The organism is Vibrio genomosp. F10 str. 9ZD137 (assembly GCF_049974785.1).
Classification (GTDB): domain Bacteria; phylum Pseudomonadota; class Gammaproteobacteria; order Enterobacterales; family Vibrionaceae; genus Vibrio.
Map to the genome: position 1 here is coordinate 1 of NZ_JBNGCJ010000164.1, position 264 is coordinate 264.

The 264-nt window shown below is 48.9% G+C and carries 1 pseudogene; it reads left to right on the forward strand.

What is annotated here, in order from left to right:
- A pseudogene (locus ACP45E_RS02025) lies at positions 1 to 264 on the forward strand (sodium/proton antiporter); the annotation flags it as partial.

The following is a 264-nucleotide window of genomic DNA, read 5'->3' on the forward strand; positions in this document are numbered from 1 at the left end:
GGTTTCAGATAACGTCTTCGTCGGTACCGTTTACATCAACGAAGTGAAAGATGCACTGCTTAGTGGCCTGATTACTCGTGACCAATTCGATTTGCTCGCGGTTGCGATCAATACGGGAACTAACCTCCCATCAGTAGCCACACCGAATGGACAAGCAGCCTTCTTATTTTTGCTGACTTCCGCACTTGCACCACTGATTCGACTCTCTTACGGCCAGATGGTTGTCATGGCCCTGCCATATACGATTGTTTTAGCGGTAGTGGG